The organism is Pseudomonas sp. 15A4 (assembly GCF_016925575.1).
Taxonomy (GTDB): domain Bacteria; phylum Pseudomonadota; class Gammaproteobacteria; order Pseudomonadales; family Pseudomonadaceae; genus Aquipseudomonas.
The window spans coordinates 4,156,224-4,181,205 of sequence record NZ_CP068986.1; the positions used below are offsets into that span (position 1 = coordinate 4,156,224).

General features: G+C 62.2%; 18 protein-coding genes, 5 pseudogenes and 1 riboswitch. Of the genes and pseudogenes, 14 read left to right on the forward strand and 9 right to left on the reverse strand.

What is annotated here, in order from left to right:
- The first annotated feature begins 31 nt into the window (after positions 1–31).
- The 4 genes and pseudogenes from JN403_RS18345 (at position 32) to JN403_RS18360 (ending at position 4,457) form a co-directional block, all read left to right on the forward strand.
- Positions 32–1,617, forward strand: a pseudogene (locus JN403_RS18345) (ABC-F family ATPase).
- Between the two features lie 321 nt (positions 1,618–1,938).
- Positions 1,939–3,165, forward strand: coding sequence for an MFS transporter (locus JN403_RS18350; RefSeq protein ID WP_205483628.1), 1,227 nt, complete (start codon positions 1,939–1,941; stop codon positions 3,163–3,165).
- Positions 3,166–3,344: 179 nt separating this feature from the next.
- Positions 3,345–4,145 carry an endonuclease/exonuclease/phosphatase family protein gene (locus JN403_RS18355; protein WP_205483630.1) on the forward strand — a complete coding sequence of 267 codons (801 nt, stop codon included), beginning with the start codon at positions 3,345–3,347 and terminating at the stop codon, positions 4,143–4,145.
- 129 nt (positions 4,146–4,274) lie between these two features.
- Entirely contained in the window at positions 4,275–4,457 is a 183-nt protein-coding gene (locus JN403_RS18360; RefSeq protein WP_122537223.1) for a KGG domain-containing protein, read from the forward strand.
- Positions 4,458–4,575: 118 nt separating this feature from the next.
- Here JN403_RS18360 and JN403_RS18365 read toward each other — a convergent pair whose 3' ends face one another.
- Both JN403_RS18365 and JN403_RS18370 read right to left on the reverse strand, forming a co-directional pair.
- Positions 4,576–4,740: a hypothetical protein gene (locus tag JN403_RS18365; protein ID WP_205487706.1), complete on the reverse strand. Its 165-nt coding sequence runs from the start codon at positions 4,738–4,740 to the stop codon at positions 4,576–4,578.
- Between the two features lie 77 nt (positions 4,741–4,817).
- Positions 4,818–5,375: an ATP-dependent Clp protease proteolytic subunit gene (locus tag JN403_RS18370; RefSeq protein ID WP_122537224.1), complete on the reverse strand. Its 558-nt coding sequence runs from the start codon at positions 5,373–5,375 to the stop codon at positions 4,818–4,820.
- 411 nt (positions 5,376–5,786) lie between these two features.
- Here JN403_RS18370 and JN403_RS18375 point away from each other — a divergent pair, with 411 nt between their 5' ends.
- From JN403_RS18375 to JN403_RS18395, 5 genes and pseudogenes are all read left to right on the forward strand, one after another.
- Positions 5,787–6,782 carry an aldo/keto reductase gene (locus JN403_RS18375; protein WP_205483631.1) on the forward strand — a complete coding sequence of 332 codons (996 nt, stop codon included), beginning with the start codon at positions 5,787–5,789 and terminating at the stop codon, positions 6,780–6,782.
- Between the two features lie 60 nt (positions 6,783–6,842).
- Positions 6,843–7,565 (forward strand): aspartate/glutamate racemase family protein, encoded by a 723-nt coding sequence (locus JN403_RS18380; RefSeq protein WP_205483633.1) that lies wholly within the window; start codon positions 6,843–6,845, stop codon positions 7,563–7,565.
- A gap of 190 nt (positions 7,566–7,755) precedes the next feature.
- Positions 7,756–7,950: riboswitch (cobalamin riboswitch) on the forward strand.
- Positions 7,951–8,090: 140 nt separating this feature from the next.
- Positions 8,091–9,092: an ABC transporter substrate-binding protein gene (locus JN403_RS18385; RefSeq protein ID WP_205483635.1), complete on the forward strand. Its 1,002-nt coding sequence runs from the start codon at positions 8,091–8,093 to the stop codon at positions 9,090–9,092.
- An 11-nt stretch (positions 9,093–9,103) separates the two neighbouring features.
- Entirely contained in the window at positions 9,104–10,135 is a 1,032-nt protein-coding gene (locus JN403_RS18390) for an iron chelate uptake ABC transporter family permease subunit (RefSeq protein WP_205487498.1), read from the forward strand.
- Positions 10,132–10,937, forward strand: a pseudogene (locus JN403_RS18395) (ABC transporter ATP-binding protein). The gene JN403_RS18390 and the pseudogene JN403_RS18395 overlap by 4 nt, the downstream one beginning before the upstream one ends.
- 463 nt (positions 10,938–11,400) lie before the next feature.
- On the opposite strand, the gene JN403_RS18400 reads toward JN403_RS18395, so the two are convergent.
- Both JN403_RS18400 and JN403_RS18405 read right to left on the reverse strand, forming a co-directional pair.
- Entirely contained in the window at positions 11,401–12,675 is a 1,275-nt protein-coding gene (locus JN403_RS18400; RefSeq protein ID WP_205483637.1) for a glucarate dehydratase family protein, read from the reverse strand.
- Between the two features lie 31 nt (positions 12,676–12,706).
- Positions 12,707–14,013 (reverse strand): annotated as a pseudogene (locus JN403_RS18405) (MFS transporter).
- Positions 14,014–14,218: 205 nt separating this feature from the next.
- Between JN403_RS18405 and JN403_RS18410 the strand changes: the two are divergent.
- The gene (locus tag JN403_RS18410) at positions 14,219–15,127 is read left to right on the forward strand and encodes a LysR substrate-binding domain-containing protein (protein ID WP_205483638.1); all 909 of its coding nucleotides are present in this window, start codon (positions 14,219–14,221) and stop codon (positions 15,125–15,127) included.
- Positions 15,128–15,185: 58 nt separating this feature from the next.
- Here JN403_RS18410 and JN403_RS18415 read toward each other — a convergent pair whose 3' ends face one another.
- Positions 15,186–16,475 carry an MFS transporter gene (locus tag JN403_RS18415; protein WP_122537232.1) on the reverse strand — a complete coding sequence of 430 codons (1,290 nt, stop codon included), beginning with the start codon at positions 16,473–16,475 and terminating at the stop codon, positions 15,186–15,188.
- 343 nt (positions 16,476–16,818) lie between these two features.
- Between JN403_RS18415 and uxuA the strand changes: the two are divergent.
- A pseudogene (gene uxuA, locus JN403_RS18420) lies at positions 16,819–17,855 on the forward strand (mannonate dehydratase).
- Between the two features lie 43 nt (positions 17,856–17,898).
- On the opposite strand, the gene JN403_RS18425 reads toward uxuA, so the two are convergent.
- The 3 genes from JN403_RS18425 to JN403_RS18435 form a co-directional block, all read right to left on the reverse strand.
- Positions 17,899–18,606: a FadR/GntR family transcriptional regulator gene (locus JN403_RS18425; RefSeq protein ID WP_172611965.1), complete on the reverse strand. Its 708-nt coding sequence runs from the start codon at positions 18,604–18,606 to the stop codon at positions 17,899–17,901.
- A gap of 300 nt (positions 18,607–18,906) precedes the next feature.
- A complete protein-coding gene (locus tag JN403_RS18430) occupies positions 18,907–20,037 on the reverse strand; it encodes a mannitol dehydrogenase family protein (protein ID WP_205483640.1) in 1,131 nt (376 codons plus the stop codon).
- Positions 20,038–20,048: 11 nt separating this feature from the next.
- A complete protein-coding gene (locus tag JN403_RS18435; RefSeq protein ID WP_172611963.1) occupies positions 20,049–21,059 on the reverse strand; it encodes a zinc-binding alcohol dehydrogenase family protein in 1,011 nt (336 codons plus the stop codon).
- A 287-nt stretch (positions 21,060–21,346) separates the two neighbouring features.
- On the opposite strand from JN403_RS18435, the gene JN403_RS18440 reads away from it, so the two are divergent.
- Entirely contained in the window at positions 21,347–21,748 is a 402-nt protein-coding gene (locus tag JN403_RS18440; RefSeq protein ID WP_172611962.1) for a hypothetical protein, read from the forward strand.
- A gap of 54 nt (positions 21,749–21,802) precedes the next feature.
- Here the strand turns inward: JN403_RS18440 and JN403_RS18445 are convergent, their stop codons facing one another.
- Positions 21,803–22,654, reverse strand: a complete 852-nt coding sequence (locus JN403_RS18445; protein WP_205483642.1) for a DUF1989 domain-containing protein — start codon at positions 22,652–22,654, stop codon at positions 21,803–21,805.
- A gap of 218 nt (positions 22,655–22,872) precedes the next feature.
- Between JN403_RS18445 and JN403_RS18450 the strand changes: the two genes are divergently transcribed.
- Together JN403_RS18450 and iolG are read left to right on the forward strand one after the other, a co-directional pair.
- Positions 22,873–23,898, forward strand: a complete 1,026-nt coding sequence (locus JN403_RS18450) for a LacI family DNA-binding transcriptional regulator (RefSeq protein ID WP_205483644.1) — start codon at positions 22,873–22,875, stop codon at positions 23,896–23,898.
- Positions 23,899–23,955: 57 nt separating this feature from the next.
- Positions 23,956–24,953 (forward strand): annotated as a pseudogene (iolG, locus tag JN403_RS18455) (inositol 2-dehydrogenase).
- Positions 24,954–24,982: the final 29 nt, after the last annotated feature.

The following is a 24,982-nucleotide window of genomic DNA, read 5'->3' on the forward strand; positions in this document are numbered from 1 at the left end:
CAGCCCTTTGTAAACAATCCAGGATAAGCAATTGATTTCCACAGCTAACATCACCATGCAGTTTGGCGCCAAGCCGCTGTTCGAGAACGTTTCGGTCAAATTCGGCGGTGGCAATCGCTACGGCCTCATCGGCGCCAATGGCTGTGGCAAGTCCACCTTCATGAAGATCCTGGGCGGCGATCTGGAGCCGTCCGGCGGCCAGGTGATGCTCGAGCCGAACGTGCGTCTGGGTAAATTGCGCCAGGACCAGTTCGCCTACGAAGACTTCACCGTCATCGACACCGTGATCATGGGTCACGAAGAGCTGTGGAAGGTCAAGGCCGAGCGCGATCGCATTTACTCGCTGCCGGAAATGACCGAAGAAGACGGCATGGCCGTGGCTGAGCTGGAAACCGAATTCGCTGAAATGGACGGCTACACTGCCGAGTCCCGTGCCGGCGAGCTGTTGCTCGGTCTGGGCATCGGCATCGAGCAGCACTTCGGCCCGATGAGCGAAGTCTCCCTGGCTGGAAGTTGCGCGTCTTGCTGGCCCAGGCGCTGTTCTCCGATCCTGAAGTGTTGTTGCTCGACGAACCGACCAACCACCTGGACATCAACACCATTCGCTGGCTGGAAAACATCCTGACCCAGCGCTCCAGCCTGATGATCATCATTTCCCACGACCGTCACTTCCTCAACAGCGTGTGCACCCACATGGCTGACCTGGATTATGGCGAGCTGCGCCTGTTCCCGGGCAACTACGACGAGTACATGACCGTGGCAACCCAGTCCCGCGAGCAGTTGCTGTCGGACAACGCCAAGAAGAAAGCCCAGATTTCCGAGCTGCAGTCGTTCGTCAGCCGCTTTTCGGCCAACGCCTCCAAAGCCAAGCAGGCCACTTCCCGCGCCAAGGCGATCGACAAGATTCAGCTGGCCGAGGTCAAGCCTTCGAGCCGCGTGAGCCCGTTCATCCGCTTTGATCAGAACAAGAAGCTGCACCGCCAGGCGGTCATCATTGACCAAATGGCCAAAGGCTTCGACGGCAAGCCGCTGTTCAAGAACTTCAGCTTCCAGGTTGAAGCGGGCGAGCGCGTTGCGATCATCGGCCCGAACGGTATCGGTAAAACCACCCTGCTGCGCACCCTGGTCAATGAACTGACCCCGGACGCCGGCACCATCAAGTGGACCGATGCGGCAGAACTGGGTTACTACGCCCAGGACCACGCCCACGACTTCGAAGACGATGTCACCCTGTTCGACTGGATGGGGCAATGGACTCAAGGTGAGCAGGTCATTCGTGGCACCCTGGGCCGCATGCTGTTTTCCAACGACGAGATCCTGAAATCGGTCAAAGTCATTTCCGGTGGTGAGCAAGGTCGCATGCTGTTCGGCAAGCTGATCCTGCAGAAGCCGAACGTGCTGATCATGGACGAACCGACCAACCACCTGGACATGGAGTCGATCGAGGCGCTGAACCTGGCGCTGGAGAACTACCCGGGCACGCTGATCTTCGTCAGCCACGACCGCGAGTTCGTATCGTCCCTGGCCACCCGCATCATCGAGCTGAGCCCAAGTGGCGTGACCGACTTCAGCGGCACCTACGACGATTACCTGCGCAGCCAGGGCGTCGCGTTCTGATCAGGGCAATCCGCTGACAGAGTGAAGCTGACACCAGGGAGCCCCGTCCACCGTGACGGGGCTTTTTTGTGACAGTGGGACATGCTTTGGCCGGGAAGACGCCAGGCCAGGCGCCGCCAATCCTGCGGTGTGACCTCCGACGCTTTCCCGGCTGAAGCCAGTCCTACGAAGGCAAATGCGAACACTCGTAGGACAGGCTTCAGCCGGGAACGGGCAAGTCCGGCCGCCGTCCGACCCCGGATAAAAACCGTTAGCCAGCTTTCATTTCCCGACCCCACGGGTGATGATGCGGCACTCCCACCGCTCCAGCGAAGAGTCCCCATGTCTGCCGCCCTGCCGCCCGATACGCCTGCCAACTCGCCTGTCAGCGACGCCAGTTCGATGGCGATCACGCTGCAAATCGTCTCCATCGTCATCTATACCTTCATCGCCTTCCTGTGCATTGGTTTGCCCATCGCAGTGATGCCCGGCTACGTGCACAACCAGTTGGGCTTCAGCGCGGTGGTCGCGGGGCTGGTAATCGGCGCGCAGTACCTCGCGACGCTGCTGAGCCGTCCGGTGGCCGGACGCATCTGCGACACCATCGGCACCAAGCGCGCCATCGTGTACGGGCTGTCCGGCATCGCGCTGAGCGGCGTGCTCACCCTGGCGGCGATCCTGCTGGAACGCTTCGCCGGGGTCAGCCTGACGATTCTGATCATCGCTCGCCTGTTCCTCGGTGCGTCCCAAGGCTTGATCGGCGTGGGCACCATCAGTTGGTGCATCGGCCAGGTCGGTTCGGAACACACCGCCCGTTCGATCTCATGGAACGGCATCGCTTCCTACGGCGCCATTGCGATTGGCGCACCGCTGGGGGTGGTGATGGTCGGCGCGCTGGGGTTTGCCAGCCTGGGCGTGGTGCTGTTTTTGCTGGCAGCCGGGGCGCTGCTGTTGATCCGCAAGAAACCGGCGATCCCGGTCGTGCGAGGCGAGCGTATGCCGTTCTTCTCGGTGTTTGGTCGAGTGGCGCCGTTTGGCCTGAGCCTGACCCTGTCCTCCATCGGCTACGGCACGCTGACTACGTTCATCACGTTGTTTTACGTGGCCCGCGGCTGGGAAGGCGCGGCCTGGTGCCTGACGGTATTCGGCATCTGCTTCATCGTCGCGCGCCTGCTGTTCATCAACGCAATCAACCGTTTTGGCGGCTTTCGCTCGGCGATCGTCTGCATCACGGTCGAAACCCTGGGTCTGTTGCTGCTGTGGCTGGCGCCTGACACCACCTTCGCCTTGATCGGCGCAGGCCTGACCGGGTTTGGTCTGTCGCTGGTCTATCCGGCGCTGGGCGTCGAAGCCATCAAGCAAGTGCCCAACAGCAGTCGCGGTGCCGGCCTCAGTGCCTATGCGGTGTTCTTCGACCTGGCGCTGGCCATTGCCGGCCCGCTGATGGGTGCGGTGGCGTTGGGCATGGGGTATGGCTGGATTTTCTTCTTCGCGGCGTTGCTTTCGGTGGCAGCATTGACGCTGGCGGTGGTGCTGTCGCGCTGGGCACCGGTCGACACGCGGGTCTAGCGAGCGCAGCGCCTCAAAGCTTCCCGGCTGAAGCCGGTCCTACAGAGGGAAGAGGCCGGCGATCCTGCAGCAGGTCTCAATGCCCGGACATCCCCCGGCCAGAGCGCGTCCACCTAAAAGCTGAACTGCCGCCTCGCCTCCCGGTCGGAATATCACATCCCCCGAACAGGAGTGAGGGCGTGACCCCCGATCCCGCTGGCTCGAACGCTACCCCTCCGGACTCGGCCACGTTGCGCGAAGTCCACAAACTGCGCGTGCTGACCGTGAACACCCACAAGGGCTTCACCGCACTGAACCGGCGTTTTATCCTGCCGGAGTTGCGTGAAGCCGTGCGCAGCACCGGTGCCGACCTGGTGTTTCTCCAGGAAGTCCTCGGCGGCCACGACCGCCACGCCGCCAAGTACGAAGACTGGCCCGACACGCCGCACTACGAGTTTCTCGCCGACAGCATGTGGACGGACTTCGCCTATGGGCGCAACGCGGTCTACCCTGACGGCCATCACGGCAATGCGTTGTTGTCCAAGTATCCGATCCTGCATTACCGCAACCTGGACATATCGATCACCGGGCCGGAACGTCGTGGCTTGCTGCACTGTGTGTTGCAGGTGCCAGGGCATGCGGAAGTCCACGCGATCTGCGTGCACCTCAGCCTGCTGGAAAGCCACCGCCAGTTGCAGCTGAATCTGCTGTGCGACCTGCTCGACTCATTGCCCGAAGACGCTCCGGTGGTCATTGCCGGTGACTTCAACGATTGGCAGTTGCAGGGCAACAAGCGTCTTCAGCGCTGCGGCTACCTGCACGAGGTCTTCGAGCGCAGTCAGGGGCGGTTGGCCAAGACCTACCCGGCGCGCTTCCCGATGCTGCGCCTGGACCGCATTTACCTGCGCAACGCCACCAGCCACCATCCGAAAATTCTCGGCACGCGCCCGTGGACGCATTTGTCGGATCACCTGCCGCTGGCGGTGGAAGTGCATCTGTAGCAGCGCGCGCTTGTCACCACCGCCGTTGGTCTGCAGGCGGACCTTTGGGTTAAACCATTGCATGAACGACCCATCACATTTAAGGCGAGGCACAGGCTTCGCCTTCTCAATAACAAGAGGTCTGCGATCATGGCTAACACCGGAAAGTCGAACCCTGGCAATTTTGCGAACGATAAAGAAAAAGCGTCCGAAGCCGGCAAGAAAGGCGGACAGGCTTCAGGCAGTGGCAATGCCGGAAGCGATATGAAGAGAGAATCGGGTGCAGGCGCGAGCGGCACTGGCAAGAAAGGCGGCTCAGGCGGCAAGTCGTAGTGGGGTGCAGGTGAGTCAAGCGAGCGAGGGCCTGGGCTCTCGCTCCTTTGTTTGATCAGCGGTTAAACAAGCGACGTGCGCCTCATGGCAGGCGCACATTGCCAGCGATACCCTCCCCTCATTTATCCGGATTGATCAGCGGCACCGTTGCGTCCCGATCAAACTGGGAACCGGGATCTTCATTGCCCGGATCCAGGTCGGCGTCGAATCCTGTCTCTTCTTCACCCGGCTGAGGCGCGGGGCGCGGCGGAACGGGTGCAGCGTCAGGCGTATGGGATTGCATGGCTGTTACCTCTCGTTTCAATGGGGCCAACACTAGAATCAGAGGGCTCAACAACGACCCGGTTCAATGGATCGAGCTTAGCTGGCGCTGACGGTCCAGTGCACGGCATCCTCGGCAAACTGAAGTTGCTCGACACGGTGGGCAATGCCGCAGGCCAGCGAATCTTCGGCACGGATCACTTTCTCCTCCGCCGACAGGCAGCGCCCGATGTCCAGCGGGTGCACGGCGCTCACGGTCTCGCTTTCGTAAATATTCACGTAGCGCTGCAGGTCGTTGTCCAGGCTGCGCAGGTATTCGCGCATGCGTGAGTGATCCACCGAGCTCTGGTTGAAGTACCAGCTCATGGGATGGATCAGAAAACGCGAGTGGGGGCAGACGATCCGCTCTTGAGCCGCCAGGTAGATAACAATGCCCATGGATTCGATGTTGCCGCTGTTCAGTGCGCGGATCGGCACTTTCAGGGACTTCAGGAAGTTGTACAGGGTGAATCCCAGCGCAGTGCTGCCGCCGGCGGTCGACAGATTCAGCAGCAACCCGGTCGCGCCCTTGCCGAGGGCTTCGAGGCAGCGATCACGAAAATGCTCGGTGCTGGCCTGATCGACCCCGCAGTGGAAATGAATGATGTGCTCGCTCATCGGCGGCCTCGCTGTGCAGTCACCCTGAAACATGGCGCCGCTGAAGATGAATGGTCGATATTCGGGCCTCTTCCCGGCTGAAGCCGGTCCTAGCAAGAACCCCGGCGCCTTCGTAGGACCGGCTTCAGCCGGGAAGGCGTGGGACGCCACTCCGCAAATACAGGCTCTGGGCAACCCTCAAATCTGTGCCCTCGACGTATCTATCTGAAATGTTGAAATTCGCACGCGTGGCTAACGTTGCATGGGCTGAGGATAGCCGCTCGCCGTGCATGTGAAAGTAAGACACCGCCCATGACCAAGAACCCCTGGGGCAATCAACAGTCAGTAAAGAAGCTTCGCCGGTTTCATCATGCTCGATGAGGGTCATGAACCGCGCGCCATCCAACACGCCCCACCGCACAGGACACCCCCATGAGTCTGCACGACAAGATCATCGGCCGCCTCGGCTTCGGCTCCGCGCCGCTGGGCAACATGTTCCGCACCATCGACGAAGAGGAAGCGGCGGCCACCGTTCAATCGGCCTGGGACCAGGGCATTCGTTATTTTGACACCGCACCGATCTACGGCGCCGGCCTGTCCGAACAGCGTCTGGGCAAGGCCCTCGCCGGCGTTGCCCGCGACCAGTACACCCTGAGCACCAAAGTCGGCCGGCTGATTTCCGACGAGATCGACACCGAGACCCGCAGCGGTCCGTTCGCTGAAGGCCTGAAAAACAAGATCGTCACTGATTACTCCGCTGATGCCACGCTGCGTTCCATTGAAGCGAGCCTGAAACGCCTGAACACCGATCGGCTGGACATCGTGTTTGTTCACGACGTCGCCCAGGACGCCCACGGCGATGCCTGGATCGAGCATTTCAACATCGCTCGCACCGGCGCTTTCCGTGCCCTCACCCGACTGCGCGAAGAAGGCGTGATCAAGGCCTGGGGCCTTGGCGTCAACCGCGTCGAGCCGTGCGAACTGACCCTGGACCTGGAAGAAGCCCAGCCCGATGGTTTCCTGCTCGCCGGCCGTTATTCGCTGCTCGACCATGACCAGCCGCTGCAACGGCTGTTCGACAAGGCCCGTCAGCACAACGCCGAATTCGTCGTCGGCGGGCCTTACAGCTCCGGCGTGTTGGTGGGCGGCAAGCATTTCGAGTATCAGGAAGCGTCGCCGGCGATGCTCGACAAGGTGGCGCACATTCAGGAGATCGCCCGGCAGTATCAAGTGGACATCAAGTCGGCGGCGTTGCAGTTCGTCCTCGCCAACCCGCTGGTGGCAGCGGTGATTCCGGGTGCCAGCCGGCCATCACGGATCATCGAAGACGTCACCGCGCTCAACGCCCAGGTGCCGGATGGTTTCTGGCAGGCCATGCGCGATCAGGGCTTCATTGCCCTGCAGGCGCCAGTCCCGGGCAAAGACTGATATCGTGGGCAACGACGCCGGGCCAGACGCCCGGCCTTGTTTCCCGCGCGAGATCTGTCCATGCGAATTCTGATCGTCAACGTCAACACCACCGAATCCATGACCGAGACCATCGCCGAGCAGGCCCGCAGCGTGGCCTCGCTTGGCACCGAGATCATCGGCCTGACCCCGCGCTTCGGCGCCGAGTCGGTGGAAGGCAATTTCGAAAGTTACCTGGCGGCCATTGCGGTGATGGACCGGGTGATGTCCTACGAAGGGCCTTACGATGCGGTGATTCAAGCCGGCTACGGCGAGCACGGCCGCGAGGGCTTGCAGGAATTGCTCGACGTGCCGGTGGTGGACATTACCGAAGCCGCGGCGAGCCTGGCGATGCTGCTGGGGCATAAATACGCCGTGGTCACGACGCTGGACCGCACCGTGCCGCTGATCGAAGACCGTTTGAAGCTGGCCGGCGTGTACGAGCGCTGCGCGTCGGTGCGGGCCAGTGGCATGAGCGTGCTGGAGCTGGAAGAATCGCCCGAGCGTGCGGTCGAAGCCATCGTTGAGCAGGCCATCGAAGCGGTGACCCGCGACAAGGGCGAAGTGATCTGCCTGGGCTGCGGCGGCATGGCCGGGCTGGATCAACTCATCCGCGACCGCGCCGGCGTGCCCGTGGTGGATGGCGTGACCGCCGCGGTGGCGCTGGCGGAATCGCTGGTGCGTCTGGGGTTGAAGACCTCGAAAGTGCGGACCTACGCCACGCCTCGGCCGAAGAAGATCGTCGGTTGGCCGTTTAAGCTGTAGGCAGCCCCTCTGGACTTACGAAGAGCGCGCAGACAACACGAACCCTTGTAGGAGTGAGCTTGCTCGCGAAGACTGCATCCCGGCCACTGAAGATTTAGCGGATGTGCCGGCCTCTTCGCGAGCAAGCTCACTCCCACAGGTATTAGCCTCTGCCACACCACCGCCGCATTCGCCTCCACCCGCCGAATCGTTTAGTATCCCCGCCGCCGGTTTCCACTCGGAATTAATAGGGAATCCCCAGGCGCGCTGCGCGCTGAAACGGAACTGTCCCCGCAACTGTAGGCGCTGAGCCCTGCTTCCTGTTTGCCACTGGGTGACCCCGGGAAGGCCGAAGCATGGCGATGATGCGCCAGTCAGGAGACCTGCCGGCCAGCATATTCATTCACCGGCGGGGTGTCCGGGGAAGGACTCCCGTTCGCGCGTCGCTCGCGCACGCTGTGCTCGCCCTCATCTTAGGGCGCCCGTCGGGTGGACTTTCCAGCGCCTGCTTCGCCAAGCACTCAGGCTTTCTGGAGATCGCTGTTCATGCCGCTGCGCCGCCTCGCTGCCCTGCTCGTCACGCTGACCTTGCCCACCGCCGGTGTCGCGGCGTCGACGGCCTACCCTTTGACCGTGGACAATTGCGGCGAACCGCTGACCTTCACCCACGCCCCGCAGAAAACCGTCACCATCGGCCAGGCCGCCACCGAGATGCTCTACGCCCTCGGCCTGGGCCCCAACGTGATCGGCACTTCGCTGTGGTTCAATCCCGTGCTGCCCCAGTACCAAACCCTCAACGACGGCATCGAGCGCCTGGCCGACAACGCGCCGAGTTTTGAATCAGTGATCGGCAAACGCCCGGATTTCGTCCCGGTGCAGTTTGAATGGATGGTCGGGCCTCAGGGCGCCGTCGGCACCCGCGAGCAGTTTCGCGATCTGGGCATCCCGACCTACATCCTGCCGTCCGATTGCGAGGGCAAGAACAACCGGGTGGGCGCCGACGGCACGCGCCTCGAAGCCTTCCGCATCGACACCCTGTACAAAAGCCTGCGTCAGCTGGCGCAGATCTTCGATGTGCAGGACCGTGGCGAGCACTTGATCACGGGTTACCAAACCCGGCTGGCCCAGGCGGTGACGCAGGCGAAAGCCCATGCCAATCCGCCCGTCTCGGCGGTGTTCTGGTTTTCCAGCCCGGACATCAACGTCGACCCTTATGTCGCCGGGCGCAAGGGCATCCCCAACTTCATGCTCGACACCCTCGGCATGCGCAACGTCATCGACTCCGATGAGGAATGGCCGACCGTGGGCTGGGAAACCATCGCCAAGGCCAACCCGACGGTGCTGGTCATCGCGCGCATGGACCGCCGCCGCTTCCCGGCCGACGATCACGAGAAGAAGCTGGCGTTTCTCCGCTCTGACCCGGTCACCCGCAATATGGACGCGGTGAAAAACAATCGCATCGTGATCATGGACGCCAGCGCCATGGAGTCCAGCGTGCGGCTGTTTGACGGCATCGAGCAACTGGCTCAGGCCACTCAAGCGCAATGACGTCATTCAGCATGCCCCGGTCGAGCGTCGTCCGAATCTTCGGCCACGGTGCCTGGGCCCTCGCGTTGATGGCGTTGGCGGTGCTGGCGGGCGTGGCGATCGGCGAGACGTCGATCAGCCTGCCGGTGATCGTCCAGGTGCTGGCCAACAAGCTGTGGTCCGCGGGTTTTCCTCTCGACCCGATCGACGAGGGCATCGTCTGGAATTACCGTCTGACTCGGGCCATCGTTGCCGCCACCTGCGGCGCAGGGCTGGCGGTGTCGGGCGTGGTCTTGCAATCGCTTCTACGCAATCCGCTGGCCGATCCCTACTTGCTGGGCATTTCCGCCGGCGCGTCGACCGGCGCAGTGTTGGTGGCGATCATCGGCATCGGCGCCGGTACGATTTCTCTCTCGACCGGCGCGTTTGCCGGTGCGATCGCCGCGTTCGCGCTGGTCGCCCTGCTCGCCCGCTCCTCCCGTGGTCAGACCGCTGCCGGCCAGATCATTCTGGCGGGTATCGCCGGGTCGCAGCTGTTCAACGCCCTGACGTCTTTCCTGATCACCAAGTCGGCCAATGCCGAACAGGCGCGCGGGATCATGTTCTGGTTGCTGGGCAATCTCAGCGGCGTGCGCTGGTCGTCGGTGGCGCTGTCAGTGCCGGTCGTGTTGCTCGGCTTGCTGGTGTGCCTGTGGCATCGGCGCGCGCTGGATGCGTTCACCTTTGGCACCGATTCAGCCGCATCGCTGGGCATTCCGGTGCGCCGGGTGCAGGCCGTGCTGATCCTCACTGCCGCGCTGATGACGGCGGTGATGGTGTCGATTGTCGGCTCCATCGGCTTCGTCGGTTTGGTGATTCCCCATGCGGTGCGCCTGGTGGCCGGCGTGCGCCATGCACGGTTGCTGCCCTTGAGCGCCCTGATCGGCGCGCTGTTCATGATCGCCGCCGATGTGCTGTCGCGCACGCTGATCAAGGGTCAGGTGTTGCCGATCGGGGTGATCACTGCGCTGGTGGGCGCGCCGGTGTTTGCCATGATTCTGGTCCGCGGGAATCGTCCTCGATGAATGCCCGTCAGGAGGTGCCCGGCGCCATGCTCGAAGGCAGTGACCTGAGTTATTGGGTCAAGGGCGCGCCACTGCTCAGTGGCGTGAGCCTGGCGATTCGGCCGGGGAAAACCTGGGGATCGTCGGGCCGAATGGCTCGGGGAAGTCAACGCTGTTGAAGTTGCTGGCGGGGATTCAGACGCCGTCTCAGGGCGAAGTTCGCCTGGGCGGGAAGCGCTTGTCGGCGCTGAGCCGGCGGGACATTGCGCGGCAGGTGGCGGTGGTGGAGCAGCACGCGCAGACCGGCGATTCGATCAGTCTGTTGCAGGCGGTTGAGCTGGGGCGTACGCCGTGGCTGTCGGCGCTGGCGCCGTGGGGCGAGATGGATGACGGGATTGTGGCGAAGGCAATTGCGGATGTGAGTTTGCAGCCTCTGGTGCATCGGTCGTGGCATACGTTGTCGGGTGGGGAGCAGCAGCGCGGGCATATTGCGCGGGCTTTGGCGCAGCGGCCGCAGGTGTTGTTGCTGGATGAGCCGACGAATCATCTGGATATCCAGCAGCAGTTGTCGATTTTGCAGTTGGTGCAGGATTTGCCGGTGACGACGGTGGTGGCGTTGCATGATTTGAATCAGGCGTTGGGCTGTGATCGTCTGGCGGTGATGGATGGCGGGCGGTTGGTGGCGCTGGGTTCGCCGTTTGAGGTGTTGTCGCCGGAGCTGTTGGGTGACGTTTTTGGGGTGCGGGGGCATTGGTTGGTTGATCCGTTTGACGGGGCTCGTATGTTGCGGCTGCGGGCGCCAGGATCAACGGCGTCGGCCTAACGGCCTCGTTTTCGCCTTCGGCGAGTTACTTGGAAAAGCACCCCAAGTAACCAAGGGTGCTTGCTCTCGGTTTGGCCCGACTCCGTCGGGTTCCCTCACTCCGACGACGCTCCGTGGGCCCGCGCCGAACGGACATCCATGTCCTGACGGCGCTCTCGCCGCATCCATGCGGCTCGGCCCACTCCGCGTCGTCTACGATCGGCCTGCACCAAAGTCGCGATTGGCGGTGTCTGGACCTTCTGCGCATGAAGATCAACAGCAGATCAAGAGCAGATCAAGAGCTTCCCGACTGAAGCCGGTCCCACTGACTGCACGCGTTGCTTTTTAGTGGGACCGGCTTTAGCCGGGAAGAGGCCGGTTCAGGCGCTCGAGGATTTCCGGCCTGAACGGTATTTGTGGGAGCGAGCTTGCTCGCGAATGCGGTATCTCAAACACCCCCGATCATGCAGCCCCACCCCCAACCTCAATACCGCGGCTTCACCGCCTTCCACTCCGGTTTGTATTTCTGCATCTGCCGCACATCGTCCCGCTGGCGAATGCCGCACGTTAGAAACTGGTCGTTGAGTTTGCCCAGCTGGTCGTAGTCCAGTTCCAGCCCCAGCCCGGGCTCGCGGGTGAGGTGGACGCAGCCGTCGACGATGGGAAGTTTGCCGCCTTTGATGACTTCTTCGTCCGGTTCTTGCCATGGGTAGTGGGTGTCGCAGGCGAAGTCGAGATTGGGGACGGCGGCGGCGACGTGGGTCATGGCCATGAGGCTGATGCCCAGGTGGGAGTTGGAGTGCATGGAGACGCCGAGGCCGAAGGTGTCGCACATTTTTGCCAGCGCCTGGGTGTCGCGCAGGCCGCCCCAGTAATGGTGGTCGGCGAGGACGATTTGCACGCTGTTCAGCGCGACGCTGCGGCGGAATTCGTCGAAGTCGGTGACGACCATGTTGGTGGCCAGCGGCAGGCCGGTGCGTTTGTGCAGTTCGGCCATGCCTTCCAGCCCGGGGGTCGGGTCTTCGTAGTATTGCAGGTCGTCGCCGAGCAGTTCGGCCATGCGGATCGAGGTCTCCAGCGACCAGTTGCCGTTGGGGTCGATGCGCAGCGGATACCCCGGGAATGCCTTTTTCAACGCCTTGATGCACGCCACTTCGTGCTCCGGGTCCAGCGCGCCGGCTTTCAGTTTGATGCTTTTGAAGCCGTAGGCTTCGATCATCCGCCGTGCCTGGGCGACGATCTGTTCTTCGCTCAGCGCTTCTCCCCAGCTGTCCGGCGCGTAGGGCGAGTCGGCGTGTTGGGCGTATTTGAAGAACAGGTACGCACTGAACGGCACGCGGTCGCGAACGGCACCGCCGAGCAAATCAACCAGCGGCAGGTTCATCGAGCGCGCCTGCACATCCAGGAACGCGACTTCGAACGCCGAATAGGCATTGCTCACCGCTTTGCTGGCGTGGGAGCCCGGCGCCAATTCGGCCCCGGCGACAGACGCAGGCTTGCTGGCCGCCACGGTCGCTTTGACCACCGCGCGCAGGTGGTTGAGGTTGAACGGGTCCATGCCGATCAACTGGCTCTGCAACTGCTGCTGGATCGCCAGCGCAGGTGCATCGCCGTAGCTTTCGCCCAGGCCGAGGTAGCCGTTGTCGGTTTCCACTTCAATGATCGAGCGCAGGGCAAAGGGCTCGTGGATGCCGCTGGCGTTGAGCAACGGCGGATCGCGGAAGGCAATCGGGGTAACGGTGACGCGTGTGATTTTCAAATGACTTCTCCCGGTCAATCAGGGTGTGAGCTTAGGGTTTCAGGCTTGGAGTTGAGCTGAGCGAGGTCGCTGTACGAAGGGTTGCAGCGTCTTCAGGCTTGGGGCGGTGCGGGTCGCCTTTGGGCGTGGTGCGGGCGAAAAGATCACCACCGCCGCCACCAGCGAGGTCAGCGCCAGACCGTACATGCCGCCTTGAATGGAGCCGGTTTTCTGCTCCAGAAAACCGAACGCCGTGGGCGCCACGAAGCCGCCGAGGTTGCCGATGGAGTTAATCAGCGCGATGACAGCCGCGGCGATGCGCGCGTCCAGATACCCCTGGGGAATCGGCCAGAACAGCGCCGAAGCTGCCTTGAAACCGATGGCCGCAAAACAGATGGCGACGAAGGCAAAGATCGGCCCGCCGACGGTGGACATGAACATCCCGCAAGCGGCAATCACCAGGGTGACCGCGACCCACGCCTGTTGATGCTTGAAGCGAGCGGCCAGCGCGGCGAAGCCGTACATGGCGATGATCGAGATGATCCACGGGATCGAGTTGAACAGGCCGACTTCGAAATCGGTGAGGCTGCCCATCTTCTTGATCATGCTCGGCAGCCAGAACGTCGCGCCGTAGATGGTCAGGGCCACGGAAAAGTAGATGAAGCAAAAGAGCATGATCTGTCGGTCGGCGAGCAGCTTGAAGATGGACGGTTTGATCACCTGAGCCGCTTCACGGGCGCGTTGTTCCGCGTCGATCGCGCTGATCAGTGCGCCCTTCTCTTCTTCGCTCAGCCATTTGGCTTCGCGGGGATGGGACTGCAGCCAGAACCAGACGAATCCGCACAGGGCGATGGAAGCAAAGCCTTCAATGATGAACATCCACTGCCAGCCGTGCAGGTTCATGCCGCTGACGCCGAGCAACGCACCGGACACCGGCCCGGAGATCACCGACGCAATTGCCGAGCCGCTGAGAAAGATGGCCATGGCCTTGCCGCGTTCGCTCGAAGGCAGCCACTGGGTGAAGTAATAAATGATGCCCGGGAAAAACCCCGCTTCCGCCGCGCCGAGGATGAAGCGCAGCACATAGAAACTGGTTTCACCGCGCACGAAGGCCATGGCCATCGCCGCAGCGCCCCAGGTGAACATGATGCGCGTCAGCCAGGCGCGAGCGCCGAAGCGTTGCAGGAGCATGTTCGACGGGACTTCGAACAGCGCGTAGCCGACGAAAAACAACCCGGCACCGAGACCGTACGCCGCAGCGCCGATGCCCAGATCGGTTTCCATGTGGCTACGGACGAAGCCGATGTTGACCCGGTCGATGTAGTTGACGATGAACATGATGACGAACAACGGCAACACATGACGGTTTACTTTTGTGGCCGCGCGGGCCAGTACGGTGGGATCGGCGCCGCCGATGGGTTCAGAGGTGGGAACTGTGCGATTCAAGGTGCGACTCCCGGTCTTTGTATTTTTTGTGGGATAGCGAGGAATGAGCCGATCATGGACCGTGGCATTGTTCCCGTCTAATCTAGATTGACTGTTGATTGATACCCGGAATAGATCAATGTTCGAGCTTGCCCAGCTGCGCTGCTTCACCACCGTCGCCACCGAACTTAACTTTCGCCGCGCCGCCGAACGCCTGAACATGACCCAGCCGCCGCTCAGTCGGCAGATCCAGTTGCTTGAGCATTCGCTGGGCGTTCAGCTGTTCAACCGCAACACCCGCAGCGTCGCGTTGACCGCGGCGGGCCGGGCGTTTTTTATCGAAGCGCAGACGCTGCTGGAACGTGCACATCAGGCGGCCATCGCGGCGCGACGCTTTGCCGAGGGTGACATCGGCTCGGTGACCATCAGTTTCGTCGGCAGCGCGGTGTACGAGTTTTTGCCGCGGGTCATCGCCGAAGCCCGGCAGAACCAGCCCCACGTAAAAATCTCCCTGACTGAACTCAATACCTACCAGCAGCACGAAGCCCTGCGCGCCCGGCGCATCGATCTGGGCATCGTGCGGGCGCCGCTGCTGCAGCCCGGTTATGAGACCGAATGCCTGGTCCGCGAGCCGTTCGTGCTGGCGGTGCCCAGCAGTCACCCGCTGGCCAGCGCACAGAACATCAGCGTGCAAGACCTCGACGCGCAGCCCTTCCTGATGTACTCGCACTCGGCGTACCCGCCGTTCAACGAACTGCTCACCGGCATGTTTCGCTCGGCGCAAGTGGCGCCCGAGTACGTGCAGTGGCTGGGGTCGTCGCTGACCATTCTGGCGCTGGTGAATGCCGGCATGGGCCTGGCGCTGGTGCCGCGCTGCGCCGCCAATGTGGTGTTCAAGGGCGTGACGTTCCGCGATATCGATCTGGGTGAAGGGGTGCAGAGCGAGCTGCACCTGGTCTGGCGCTCAGACAACGACAACCCGGCGTGTCAGATGCTGCTGGAGGCGATTCGCGCGGCGGTGAAAGCCGAAGCGCGCGCCGCACAGTAGGACCGGCTTTAGCCGGGAAGGCGTCAGTGGTTACACCGCGCCTCACCCGACTCAACCCTCAGGTGCGCTGGGCGGCTGCCGACACATCCAGCGGCGCTGCATCCTCCGGCGTGGTCGAAAACGGCTCGATCTTGCCGACGATGAACAGGTAGCTGAACGCCCCCAGCAGGGCAAATGCTCCGGCGGTCAGCAGCGGCGCGGTGAACGAACCGTTGCCGATCACCAGCATGAAGCCGGTGAAGGTGGTGATGAAAATGCCGGCGGTGTTCGACGCGAAGTTCTGTATCCCGCCGATCGACGCAACGTGGGCCGGAGACGGCGCCACATCAGCCGGCAGGCACCAGATGCTCGCGCCGGCAAACGCAAGGCTGGCATAGGCCAGGCTGAAAAAGCCGAGCATCGCCCAGGTACTGTCGACAAACACCGACAGGGAAATACTCGACGACATCAGCATGCCGCCGACGATGCAGGTCTTGCGCGCTGCGGTCAGGCTCCAGCCCCGGCGATACAGCGCGTCGGAAGTCAGCCCGCCGATCCAGCCGCCGACGATGGACGCCACCGCCGGGATAGTGCCCAGCGTGCCCAGTGATTTCAGCGAGAACCCGCGTTCGGTGACCAGGTAAGTCGGAAACCAGGTGATGAAGAAATAGATCACAAAGTTCAGGCAGAAGAAGCCCAGCATCATTCCCCACAAGGTGCGATGACGAAACAGCGACGCCCATCTGACCTTCGGCCGCGCAGCCAGAGTCGCTGCCTTGCCCGCTTCATGCTGCTCGATGGCGGCCACGGCCTGTGGCTCTTTGTAGATCAGGAACCACCCCACGACCCAGATCAGGCCCACCGCGCCGGTGATGATGAACGATGCCCGCCAGCCCCAGAATTCGATGATCAACGCCACCAGCGGAATGGACAGCGCCGAACCGACCCGCGAGCCGCTGTCGAAAATACTGGTGGCAAAGCCGCGCTCTTTGATGTCGAACCACTGGCTGACGATTTTCGCGCAGGACGGATACGCCCCCGCCTCTCCCACGCCGAGCATCAGCCGGCAACCGAACATCGACGCCAGGCTGCTGGCCGCCGCCGTGGCCGCCGTGAACAGCGACCACCAGGCGACCGCGAGGGGCAGCGCGATGCGGGCACCGACCTTGTCGACGAACCAGCCAAAGGGCATTTGCATGAGTGCGTAGGTCCAGAAGAAACCGCTGAGCAGCAGGCCCATTTGCCCTGAGCCAAGACCGAGTTCTTTCTGGATATAGGGGGCGGCAACCGCGAGGTTGGCCCTGTCGATGTAGTTGATGGCCACCGCGAGGAAGCACAGAAAAATTACCAACCAGCGCCCTTTCTGCATGGCGAGTCCTCCTAATTATTTTTATGAGTAAGACGTCGTTAGAGCTTCGTCTAGCGCCCAGTCCCTGATCTGCGCGCTGTTCACTGATGGATTGAGCATCCCTCAAAGACCGCAGAATTGGCCTGACCAAATATCCGAATGCAGCGGATACTAGACCCGCAAATCGGGTTAGGGAAATCGAAAAAGCGATTTATTTGCCGAAATACGGCTCGACGGTCGGGATTTGCATAATTTGGCCTGACCAATCTATGCTGCTGCGCACGCCACCCGGGGCCGCCTCTAGTGAAGCACTGCCGCCCTGGAGCGGCCCGCTCCCCATAACAACAAGGACTGCGCAATGAAAATGACCTTCCGTTGGTACGGCGACAGCGATCCCGTCACCCTGCCCTACATCCGCCAGATCCCCGGTATGACCGGCGTGGTCTCGGCCATCTACGACATCCCGGTGGGCGAGGTCTGGCCGCTGGAGAAGATCGCCGCCCTCAAGGCTACGGTGAATGCCCACGGGCTTGAGCTGGAGGTCATCGAGAGCGTGCCGGTCCACGAGGACATCAAACGCGGTTTGCCTTCCCGCGATCAGTTGATCGACAACTATGGCCAGACCCTGCGCAACTTGGCGGCCTGCGGGATCAAGGTGGTCTGCTACAACTTCATGCCAGTGTTCGACTGGACCCGCTCGACTCTGGCCATGGAGCTGCCGGACGGTTCGACCACCCTGGCGTTCGACGTGGCGGTGATCGAGCAGGCCAATCTCGATAACGGCATCAGCCTGCCCGGCTGGGACGTCAGCTATGAGCCGGACGTCCTGCGCGCGCTGATCAACGAATACGCGCAGGTCGATGAAGCCACGCTGCGAGAACGGCTGGCGTACTTTCTCGAGCGGATCATTCCGGTGGCCAAGGATGCGGGCATCAAGATGGCCCTGCATCCGGATGACCCGCCGCGCTCGATGTTCGGCATGCCGCGGGTGGTGAAGAACCGCGAAGACCTGGCGCGCATTCTGGCGATGGTCGATGACCCGGCCAATGGCTTGACCCTGTGTTCAGGTTCACTTGGCGCGGATCTGGGTAACGATATCCCGTCGCTGGTCCGGGAATTCGGGGGTCAGGGACGCATTCACTTCGCCCATCTGCGCAATGTGAAGGTCAACGAAGCCGGTGATTTTTTGAGACCGCACACCGCTCCGAAGACGGCTCGCTGGACATGGCCGAGATCGTCAAGGCCTACGTCGAGACCGGCTTCGAGGGTTATTACCGTCCCGACCACGGACGGATGATCTGGGGCGAAACCGGCAAACCGGGCTACGGCCTGTACGACCGCGCGCTGGGGGCAGTGTATTTGAACGGGTTGTGGGAAGGGATTCGCAAGACGATGGTGTGAGGCTGAGGACCTTTGAACAGCACCGTCTTGCGGCGGCCGACTGTTAACGCAACTCCGCTTCCATGCCATCGAGCCACCGCGCTTCTGAACGTCGCAGGTGTTCGCGCATGGCGGTCTGGGCGCCGATCAGGTCACGGGTCTGGACGGCGTGCAGAATGGCTTCGTGCTCGGCCACCGCCATGGCCCAGGTTTCGCGGGTTTCGGAGTGTTCGCTGACGTGGGCGGTGAGCGGGCTGTAACGCTCTTCGAACAGGGAGGTGATGATGCGCACCAAGGTCGAGTTGCCGCTCATTTTCGCCAACCGCTGGTGGAATTTGCGGTCGTCGTCCAGCGCCGGCACTCCTTTAAGCGCACCCTCGCGCATCTTGTCGATGCACCCCTGCAGGTAGCGAAAGTCAGCCTTGCTGCCGTGCAGGCAAGCCAGCATCACGCTCTCACCTTCGATCAACGCCCGGGCCTGCATCAACTCTGACGGGCTTTCTCCCAACGTACGGGTTTTGCCTTTGACGCCGAGCAGGTGCTCACAGACGTAGATCCCGGAGCCCATGCGGATTTCGACGCTGCCTTCGATTTCGAGAGCGATGAGGGCTTCGCGCAGAGACGGACGAGAGACGCCGAGCAACTGGGCCAGATCGCGCTCCGGGGGCAGCCGCGCGCCGGGGGCGATGCCATGCTTGCGGATGTGCTCGCGCAATCGGTCGGCAGTGATCTGGTACAGGCGGCGTTCGGGTGCTGGATTTGGCGCGGTCATCAATCACGTTCCATCAAGATGCGCCGGAGGATATCACAGGCGTTGGGGCGCCTTGTGGCGTGGCCAGAGATGCGGTCATGACTGAATGCACGCGAGCGTTTAGTGGGACCGGCTTCAGCCGGGAAGAGGCCAGTGCGTCCACCCTCGATTTTGCGGTGTGACCACCGACGCCTTCCCGGCTAAAGCCGGTCCCACTATTTAGGGCGCGGTGTGTCAGTTTGATGGACGCAGATCTTCGCGCGCGGCGCTCAACTGGATGCAAGCGGTCCCACTATGGATTCTCGGTGTGTCAGCTGGGGATCAATCGACCAACGCTCCGCCAAGCTGCGGCTGCTCAAACCCCGCAATTAAACGTCCCATCTCCACTACCGGCAAAAACCTGCGGCGTTTCTTCTCCTCGTGGTTCTGCGCAATGTCGGCAATCCGGTGCTGCAAAAACGGGTTGAGAAACCGATCGCGAACGATGGTTAGATAATCCCGCGCCTGATCCAGCTGGCCCTTCGCTGCAAACACCGGCAGCACCTCCCGCTCCCACAGTTCCTCCAGGCTCTCACGCAGCCCTGGGTCGTTCATCGCTTGGAACACCGTCTCGTCCGCCGGCCGGCCATCCTTCAACCAGCGCTCGGCCAGCCAGGTGTGCCCGAGGTTGAGCATGAACAATTTGAACTGCTCGTACTGTTCCAGTTGATCCGTCACCACCACGCAAGGGTGCGTACACGGCAGCACCAGCCCCGGCTGCCGCTCAATCGCCCAGATCGCGTACGGCTCGGCAATGGCGCCAACCGGTTGAATGGGCTGCGAGACGATGCGATCAACCAGGGAATTCGCCCAGCGGCAGGTGCCTCGCAGATAGTGGGCAAAGCCGACGTCGATGCCCCACTCCGCCGCCAGTTGACTGATAAGGTCGCGCAGCACGTCGCCATTGCGCGACACCAGCTCACAGGGGAACAGCGACAACGCTGCATCAGGATCCACCTGCCAGCGGTCATGGAGCAACACCAGCAGTTTCGCCGGAAAACTCCGGGGCGTCAGGGCATCAGCGGCCAGGCAAGACGCCGTGTCCGCCGCGTCCAGCACGTAACCGTTGTCGCCGGTGTTGGAAATCACCACCTTCACGTCGTGCCGCATCGCCTGACGAATCACTGACCAATCGGGGTCGGCGTGCAGCGCCCCGGCAATCGAGGTCGACCAATACTCTTCATCTACTGTTCGGCCGTCTTCCATGCCCTGAATGCGCACCGGATACCCCAAGCCGCTGGCCAGCGCCTGCACCCGCCGGGCACTGTCCGCGCTGGATGTGGTTTGCACGACAGTCATTCTGCCCAGCGCTTCGCCCTTTTCAAGCGCCTGGGAAATGAACAGATCGACGTGGGCCTGAAGAAAACGGCTGGTGCCAAATTGCAAGATCGGGGTAAACGGGGTCGCACGCATGCCCGCGCCTCCTAGCATTCGACGATGGCTTTGACGACCCGCTGCGCCGGGTCGAGCAGCGTGGTGAAGCGTTCGGTCACTTCGCTCAGGGCCATGCGATGAGTGTTGAGCGCTGCGTCGGGGATCAGGCCGTCGCGCAGGCATTGCTCGACGTAGCGGAAGTCCTCGACCGTGGCGTTACGGCTGCCCATCAGTGTCGCTTCGCGCTTGTGAAATTCAGGGTCGGAGAAGCTGATGGTGTCGCGAACGATGGACACCAGCACGTATTTGCCGCCGTGGGCGATGAACTCGAAACCGCGCTCCATGGCCTTGGCGTTGCCGGTGGCGTCGTACACCACATCGAAGAACTCGCCCTGGGTCAGTTGCTCCAGTTGCTGCTTGTCGTCCGCGCCGATCAGCACGGCCGAGTCGATCTGCAGGTGCTGCTTGCAGAACGTCAGACGGTCCTCACGGGTGTCGAGCACGGTGACTTTCGCCCCGCGCAGGCGGGAGAAAATCGCCACCGCCATGCCGATCGGGCCGGTGCCAACCACCAGCGCGCGCTGGCCGGATTGCACGTCCGAGCGACGCACCGCGTGGGCGCCAATGGACAGAAATTCGATCATGGCCGCCTGATCCAGCGTCACACCGTCGGCCTTGAGCACGAAGCCGTGGGGCAAGCTCAGGTATTCAGTGAACGCGCCGTCGCGGTGGACGCCCAGCACTTGAATGCGCACGCAGCAATTGGTCTTGCCCTGGCGACAGGCGATGCAGTCGCCACAGGACAGATACGGCATCACATACACCACGTCGCCAGGCTCAAGCCCGCTGCCCGCCTCGCTTTGCTCGACGATGCCGGAGAACTCGTGGCCCATGACCCGGGGGTATTCGAGGAACGGCTGGTTGCCGTTGAAGATATGCAGGTCGGTGCCGCAGACGCCTACCCGCTTGATGCGGACCAGGGTTTCGCCAGGGGCGCGTTCGGGTTTCGGACGGTCAAGGGCCAGGAGGGATCCGGGTTTTTCGCAGACGACGGTGAGCATCTTCTTTCTCCAGACCAGGCACGCCGGCGCAACTGGGAGGGCCGAAGCCGTTTGTTGCCGGGCAATGATCTTGTTGTTGTGAGGTGGCTGATGAATGCTGAAAGCGCGGGCCGCAGCTGAATGGCTCGCCCTGCGGCTCAGGAAAAACTACACAGCCGCCCGATCATTGGCAAGACCAATCAACGAATCAAGCTATTGGCCTTACCAGATTCATGATTCGATGTTCCGGCGCGAACGCCCGTGCTACCGCTGTAAATCCCTACAGCCGATGGTTATGATCGGAGCCCATGACCTCCCCATTGCCGATCCGCTCGCCCTGCCCGCCCGGCGCCTGTCAATGCGACCGCGACCAACTGTTGGCGCTGGACGGAGCAGATGTGCGCATCCTTCGCCTGACCCGCCAGGAAGAGAAACGCCTGCTCGATCGCCTGGAAAATATCGCCAGCCTGGAAGATCTGCAGCGCCTGCAAACGCGAATGTTCGACCAACTCGGCATCCGCCTGGACATCGCTCCCGGCTTCAATGAGGTGCGCAGCATGCGCGGCATGGTCATCGACATCGCCGCACTGCCCGGCATGTGCCGCAAGACCCGCGCCGCCATCCCCGCCGCCATCCGCCGCGGGCTGGAAAAGAACCCCGAAATCGCCTGGCGCTTGCTCAACGCCCACGACTTGTTGCGGGATGCCTGATCGCGGTGACCTGCCCGCAGGCTCTCTCACTGCAGAACCTGCATCACTACGGCCTTACTTCTCCCAGTCCGCCTTTTCGATCTTCAACCCGTGCAGACCGTTGTAGACAGCGCGTTTGGGCTGCTCCCAACCTTGCAGCAACGCCGCATCAAGGTCGTAAACCTCGACACCCAGCGGCCGGCAAACGGTCAGCGGGTCCTGGGCATCCGGGCCCCACATTGGCAGTGAAAGGTCACCGCCGGGGCACGTTGACAACGCGCACAGCAGGTCGATCTCGGCGAAAAATTCCAGGTAATCCCCCTGTTTGGCCGGGCAGGCTTTCATGAAATACAGGTCGTCGTGATTCAAGCCGGTGCACTGGAAGATGTTCAGCACGTCGTGGACGTCAAATTCGGTCAGGCCATGGGGCAGAACTGCCCGAGTCAGATTCGAATGGCAGTGATGGTGAAAGTCTTCGCCGGTGAGCATTTTGTTCACATAGGGATCGCAGCGGGTGCCGAGCAAGTCATGCAGCCGCCCGCCGTGCTCGTCGATGCCATAGCTGGCGAGGCTGTCGTCGGTGATGGTGACCATCGGCCGCAGGAACGGCAGGTTCGACCACAGACGGTCGTGGGTCGTGACATGGGCGCCCTGCAGTTGCCGGGTGCGCGCGGCCCACATGCGTTCGCGCGGATCATCGGCGCTCCAGACGTTGAAGTCGCCCACTTGTGGGCCCACCGGGGTGGTCACGCGGAACACCTGTCCGGCCTTGACCTTCCACGCCCGGCCAGTGCGGATAGGCACTTCGAATTGCTCGACCAGGGTGCGGCTGTCCTGCGCGTCGCGAATGCGTTGATAAAAGGCGGTGTCGACCTGCAGGGCCGAGCCTTTGCTGACCTGATAAGCAGCGGGATAGTCTTTGTACATGGGGGCTCCGGGCGAGTAGGTTTTCAGCTGAAGCATTGAGCACAGCACAGCCCGTGCCAAGGGATGTGTGGCATTCAACACGCACAGTCACGAGCCGTTATTTGGAATTTAATTTCCATCTGTACAAGTAATAGAACTGCGACTAGCATTGCGACAGCCTGACAGAGGCCCCGAATCGACCTCAACAAGACCTCATCCAGAGGCGCCAGGGGATTCACATGCTCGACCGCGCCAGACGTTTTTCCATCAAGCAGATCGCGACTCAGGCCGGCGTGAGCAAAGCGACGGTCGATCGCGTCCTGCACCAGCGCGGCAGCGTGCATTACCAAACCCACCGCCGCATTCATCAAGCCCTCGAAGAACTCGAAGCCCAGGAAAAGTCAGGGCCTGCGGTGGGCCGCACCTTTCATATCGATGTCATCCTCCACACACCCAAGCGCTTCAGCGATGCAGTGCAGGAGGCGATTCTCGCGCAGCTCGGCAATCTGGCGCCGTTTCGTGTCTTTCCGCGTTTTCACCTGTATCAGGCCATCAGCACGCAGCAGATGCACGACCTGATCCTGCGTTGCGTCGGCAAAGGCAGTCAGGGCCTGATCATCAAGGCCGCAGATGAGTTACCGATCAACGAGGCAGTGAATCAGGCCACGGCAGCGGGTGTGCCGGTGGTGACATTTGTTTCCGACCTGCCCCAGAGTGAGCGCATCGGTTACATCGGTATGGACAATCGCACCGCCGGGCAAACGGCGGCGTACCTGATGTCGCGCTGGTTGGCCGAGGAAGCGCAAGACGTGGCCGTGGTGATCAGCAGTGAGCTGTTTCGGGGCGAGGAAGAACGGGAAATGGGTTTCCGCACCTGGCTGCGCAGCCGTGCGGCGCACCTGCGCGTGGTCGACGTCACCGGAGGGTTTGGGGTGCATGAGCCGACCTTTGAAAACGTGACTCGGGCGCTGCGGGACAATCCGGCGATCAAGGCCATTTACAGCGTCGGCGGCGGCAACCGAGCCATCGTCGAAGCCTTCGCCGCACTCGATCGGCCCCTGGAGGTGTTCATCGGTCACGACCTCGATCAGGAAAACCGGCAACTGCTGGCGGAAGAAAAGATGGCCGCGATCATCGATCACAACCTCCACGTGGACGCCCGCAACGCGTTTCTGCACATCCTGCAGTTTCATCGCCTGTGGAAGGCGATGCCGATTCCCGTGTCCCACGTGCAGGTGGTGACACCGTTCAACTTGACCCACTGACGCGCAGTCGCGCCTTTACGCCGATCACCCCATAACAACAATCCCGGAGATCCACCCATGCTACGCATTGCTGTCCTCGGCGCAGGCCGTATCGCCAACATTCACGCGGCCAACGTGGCTGCCAACCCCGACGTGCAACTCGTGCTGATCGCTGATCCATGGCGCGAAGGCGTCGACACCCTGGCCAAGAGGTTGGGTTGCGCGGCGGCCTACGATTGCGCCGAGGCCATTGCCCGGGACGATGTGGACGCGATTGTCATCGGCACGCCGACCGACACCCACATCGACCTGATGCTGCGGGCGGTTAAGCTGGGCAAACCGGTGCTGTGCGAGAAACCCATTGACCTGGATTTCGCCAAAGCCGCCCGCGCAGTGGAAGAGATCGAGCGCCTGAACGGCAAAGTGATGCTGGGTTTCAACCGCCGTTTCGACCCGGACACCTTGCAGATGCGCAAAGCCATTACACGGGGGACATCGGCGAGGTGCGCCAGGTGATCATTACCAGCCGTGATCCGGGGCTGGCGCCGGTGGAATACCTGACCCACTCCGGCGGCATCTTCCGCGACATGACCATCCATGATTTCGACACCGCACGCACACTGCTCGGCGAAGAACCCATCGAAGTGATCGCCATCGCCAGCCGACTGGTGGAGCCCGCGCTCGCCCAGATCGACGACTACGACAGCGTGATGGTCCTGCTGCGCACCGCCTCAGGCAAACAGTGCCACATCAATTGCTGCCGCGAGGCCGTGTACGGCTACGATCAGCGCCTGGAAGTGTTCGGTTCCAAGGGGATGATCCTCAACGACAACCATCGCCCGAGCACGGTGCGCAGCTACAGCGCCACGCAAACCGAAGTGCGCGAGCCGCTGGAGAACTTCTTCCTCGAGCGTTATGCCGCTTCGTATCGCATCGAGCTGAACCAGTTCATTGACGCGGTACGCGGCAACCAGCCCCTGCCGACCAACGCCCGCGATGGCTTGAAAGCTTTGCATCTGGCGAACTGCGCCATTGAGTCGATCAAGACTGGGCGGGCGGTGAAGGTGGAAATCTGAGTCGCGGAGGCACTTGTCGCCCGAACTCA